Source organism: Sporosarcina sp. P25 (assembly GCF_002743235.1).
Lineage (GTDB): Bacteria > Bacillota > Bacilli > Bacillales_A > Planococcaceae > Sporosarcina > Sporosarcina ureae_B.
Map to the genome: position 1 here is coordinate 1 of NZ_PDYV01000038.1, position 4,867 is coordinate 4,867.

General features: G+C 35.8%; 3 protein-coding genes and 1 pseudogene. 2 read left to right on the forward strand and 2 right to left on the reverse strand.

Translation table 11 applies throughout. From position 1 onward, the window contains the following. Positions 1–343: 343 nt before the first annotated feature. Positions 344–547, forward strand: a complete 204-nt coding sequence (locus CSV70_RS16175) for a hypothetical protein (protein ID WP_099628079.1) — start codon at positions 344–346, stop codon at positions 545–547. A 313-nt stretch (positions 548–860) separates the two neighbouring features. Here CSV70_RS16175 and CSV70_RS16185 read toward each other — a convergent pair. Further along, positions 861–1,342: pseudogene (locus CSV70_RS16185) on the reverse strand (DUF4372 domain-containing protein); the annotation flags it as partial. 1,052 nt (positions 1,343–2,394) lie between these two features. Here CSV70_RS16185 and murJ point away from each other — a divergent pair. After that, complete coding sequence (gene murJ, locus CSV70_RS16190; RefSeq protein ID WP_099628081.1) at positions 2,395–3,678, forward strand: murein biosynthesis integral membrane protein MurJ; 1,284 nt, start codon at positions 2,395–2,397, stop codon at positions 3,676–3,678. A 103-nt stretch (positions 3,679–3,781) separates the two neighbouring features. Here murJ and CSV70_RS16195 read toward each other — a convergent pair whose 3' ends face one another. Next, entirely contained in the window at positions 3,782–4,207 is a 426-nt protein-coding gene (locus CSV70_RS16195; RefSeq protein ID WP_199093183.1) for a hypothetical protein, read from the reverse strand. Between the last annotated feature and the right edge of the window lie 660 nt (positions 4,208–4,867).

A 4,867-nucleotide genomic window follows, 5' to 3' on the forward strand; every position in this document is an offset into this window, starting at 1 on the left:
ACTGGAAAAGAGTGTTGGGTATGTTGGGTTTACTACTATTTTCATTAGTTGTAGGAGTTATCACGAGTGCTATGATCGTGCCGTTCCTCTCTGTAAATAACAAAAAACTATATGATTACTTCGCAATCTCTGCCATGACGGAAAGGTAGCTCGTCCAGTATAATGAAGATAGGTAATACAAATCCTTGCTATTAATGGGTTTTGCCGAACCTGTACAAAAAACTGGATGAGCTTCTTATCATGAGCGATCAGCCGATTCCGTCATAGAACGTGGAAATAAAATTTCTATTTTTCATAATGAGCTCCATTACCTACACTTTATTCAATGGAGGGATTCTTCTAGATGGAAATCATGGTAGAAACGTGTTGTGGCATTGATGTTCACCAAAAGACCATTGTCTGTTGTATTCTGGATGGTCCCTTAGATACGAATCGTCCTAAAAAGTATGAAAGAACGTTTGGTACTCGTACCCATGAGTTACGTCAAGCGCTAGAATGGTTAAATGATCATCAAGTAACAGTCGCCTTTATGGAAAGTACTGGATAAGTAATGTTTTTTGTTTTTTTAGATTATTCTTCCGAAGTTGATAACAACTCACAGGGGATAGACATTGAGATTATTGGAAGTCAAGAGTATTATGATTCAGTAAAAATTGAAATAAAAGAAGTCATAAAAAGTACAACTAAATCAATATCATTTGAAGACTACTCAATAAATATAAATAAAAGCAGAATTAATCAAGTGATAAGTGAAGAACGTAAAGAAGAACATCTTTTAATATATGAGATAATTGTAACTATAAATGATTATTATCTGAATTCTATCCAGATCAAATTGACAAGATAGATTTAGATTATACTGCGAACACAAGCCGAAGATGAAGCTTGATACCGGATTTAATTTTTCGGAATTCTGCCCAGCAGTGGTTGTTTAAAATCAAAGGCAATGTGCTGGAATCGATGATTTTCAGTGGAGTTGTCCGCTTGCGTCGTGTATGAAAATCCGTCGCTTCATGGATCTGCGTCACCAAATCGCGAAAAATAGCCTGGAAGAATTCCGTCGGCACTTGCCAAAGGAGTCTGCCTAGCTGCGAGAAACTAATGGTATCCTTGTTCGTGGTTTCCTGAAGTTCTTCGGATACATACTGTCACTGACGGCGCGTAAACTTTTCGTTTCATGAAGCTGCGCGTATAAGAGTATGTTCATAAATGAAGCCATAAGCAGCTTCTTTGTATAGTGATCGAGACAATGTAGCTGAACCTGTTCTGCGAATAATTCATTGGAAATCGGTTCTGCCCATAGCTCAAATGCTGTTTTTTTGTGTATTTTTAACCATGAGATTGTCCTTTATTTTGGATTTGGATGGATTACTGCCTCCAACCCATTATAAAGGATTTTTTTCTGGAAAAGAATAAGTGAAGAGTATTCAGAATTCATTACTTTGACTTAATATTTTAATACGACACTAGTGCCTATAATCATAAAACTTAAAGTTAATAGCATCATTCTTAGCAACTATAATATGGAACCCTACTTTAGCGCCTTTAGGAATATTGCTAAATTGAATAGTGATTGTCAACACTAAATCGGACAGGTTTTATAAGGTCTTTAATCGATACTCAATCGGTGTTTGATAATCCAGCGTCATGTAGTTCCGACTAATCTATTTGGTTGTATTCTACAAGACCCTAATTTCATTGTCCAAGTAAGTGTAGCCTATTCACCTAATTAAAGAAGCGCTGTATACAAGTTATCCTCCAAAACCAAACAAAGCCATTTACGACAGTGGTAAAACTAAGCTAATTATAAAGTGAATTATTACTGAAAACCCCAAGTACTTAGGCTTCCCATTCTCCATTGTCTAGAAGGCCCGAACACCAAAAATAATACCGCCTGTCATAAGTGCAATACTAGAGAAAAAGAGTATTACAATAAGGCCCTTTTCTATAAAACTGGATTTTTAAATATAAAATAACTTATCCTAAATAAGATAATACCTACGATACTTAATACAAGTGACCATTTACTGTTCTATTGTAAAGTCATAATTTCACCCTAATAGCAAGATTGGTTCAAAATGATGCGTTTTCTTATAACTTTAATTGATTCAATTACTGAATGTATACAGATCCTTCTTGTCAAAATTGCATCTGAAAGATGATTATTTTAAATTATCTCAATTACTTTCTTTTAATTATCTGTAGATTTCAGAGTGATAGCATCTTCTGCAAAAAATACTTTTACCATTTTCAAGGATGAAACATCTCATGAAAGATAATTCTGATATGATTGATGAAACAGTTGTGCAAAAAAATATTGCATAGTCTTCATTTGATAAAAAATTCGGATTTACTTTTGTATTTCGGTCTGTGTAGAAGGGTCTGATTGTATCAATGAGTAAAATGATGAAAATTATTGGGGCCGTTGCGATCATCAATATACTGGCCAGGTTATTTGGTTTTATCAGAGAGATAGCTATAACGAATGAGTATGGTGCGTCGAATACAGCTGATGCAATTGCAACGGCATATTCAATTCCAAACTTTATTTTTCTTGTGGTAGGCGGTGGATTAACGACTGCGTTTATATCTGTGTATCATTCAACGAGATCAGATAAAACGATGTTTGTCCGTAAGTCACTTACGACCGTTCTTATGACAGCGGTTTTTGTAACCGTGACTTTAATCATCTTTGTAGATCCCACTTTGAAACTTTTTTTCAAAAATCGAAGTGCAGAAGAATATGCATTATTACGCAACCTATATCTATGGATGATGCCATCTGCAATCATCCTTGTCTTGTCAACGTGGATGAGTGGAGTGCTAAATGTAAACGGTAAATACAATTTATCCAGTTTTGCAGTCCTTCTATATAATGTGGCTTTCGTCGGGATAGCTGTCTTGCTAACGAGTTATTTCGGTCCCAAATCATATGGAATAGGTGCTTTATGTAGTGCTCTATTAATGGGTGTATTTCTGTATTTAGGACTTCGAAAATCAAAACTGTATTCATTAAAACCTTCACTCGGTATGTCTGAAGATATTAAGAGGTTATGGGTGATTGCTTTGCCGATATTATTCGGTGGAGCTTCGTTACAACTTTATATTCTTATTCATCGGATTGTGTCTAACTGGTTTGGTGAAGGTGTGACTACCGCAGTTAACATTGCTTCGAAGTCGACTGGGCTTCCTCAGGCCATCTTGATGACTGCAGTAACGACCGTAATTTACCCTCTCCTTAGTAAAAAAGAAGGGGAGGGCAACATGGAGACGATTCGGACTCTTTATAAAAAAGGATTACTCTATCTATTCGCCCTACTCGTACCAGCAACAGTTGTCGCTTATATTTTTGCCGAACCGCTTATCAGTCTTGTCTTTGAGCGTAAAGAATTTACGCGAGAATCGGTCTTGCTTACGGTACCGATATTCCGTGCATTTTCGCTGTCGATGTTTTTTCTCGCCGCGAATACTTTTATCACCCGATTCTACTATGCAAAAGCCAACTCAATAGCGCCGGTATTATTTAGTGTAATTAGTGTCCTCGGCATCAATGTAGGAGTGATCTATCTGATGATGGACTCATTTGGTGCTTCCGCAATCGCTTATGGTACGGCTATTAGTGCGGCCGCGAACTTTTTGATGCTCGTTATATATGCAAGGATAAAATGGAAATTATAAAAAGGTCAGTTTATAGTATGCTTTTAATAAATGAAGGGGGTGCCATTCTTTTGGAAAGGCACCCCCTAACTTGAATAAGAAAATTACAAACGCAAATTAGGTATTACGTAAAGTCTTTACTAGTTATTTCTAGTGTATCCCCATCAAGTTCCAACAAAAAAGTATTGTCCCAGTTCATTGACTCCTTACATGTGATGGATAACTTATTATTGATCCAACCAGTAAATGTAATCATATCGATCATTTCTATTGGATTTTCCAAAAGTACTTTATCTTTTAAATTGGCTTCGATCTTTTGAATAGTATAATCATCAGCTATTAGGAATTCCCCGGATGGAGTTACAGTTAAACTTTTATAAAGATGGTTAGATTCATATTCGATTACATCTCCACTAAGACCATCCAATTGAAATAGATAATCTGAAGTGAGAACTAGAACCGTGTTATATTTCTTCGATAATGCAACAGCCCGCGGCGCCCCTCTGAATTCCCCACACCATTCATTAAAATCCTCATTCTCAAATTTCATCCATGTCCAACTTTGGGAGTTTCATGGACTTTTCACATCATAAATTCTCTCTTGGTATTGGCCTGAATATGGCTGGTCTATTATTTCCACTTTCGTTATCATCTAGTTCGTCCTCCGAAAAATCGAGTATTTATAAAGAATATTCATTTGCTATATTTTGATCTACACAATCTACACAAAAAACAGTACTTTCTTTTTTCAAATACGCTTTAATTTCAACCATCATGCTATTGCTTTGGAGCTTTCATCTTTGCATAGATTTCTTCCGCTCCTTGAATTTCTCGATTGCAAGTAGCGCAACATAAAGTTCGTTTTAACATTTGAACATCCCCTTTTTAGAATCTGGGCCCATTGTTGAACAACGATTATCTTTTTCATAACGTACTATTATTGTAACAAAAAAAATCTAGATGATTTGTTTGAATTTTACTTTTGTACTACGTGACTGACGTTAACTTAACGGCACTGTGCTTTAATTCGGCTGTTTGATCATTACACATTAAATAACTCGTTTTTTAATTGAAGTAAATATGAAACGATTTCCTACCCTATCCGTATACATAGTATGTAACAAAATCTAGTAACTGGAAAAGAGTGTTGGGTATGTTGGGTTTACTACTATTTTCATTAGTTGTAGGAGTTATCACGAGTGCTATGATC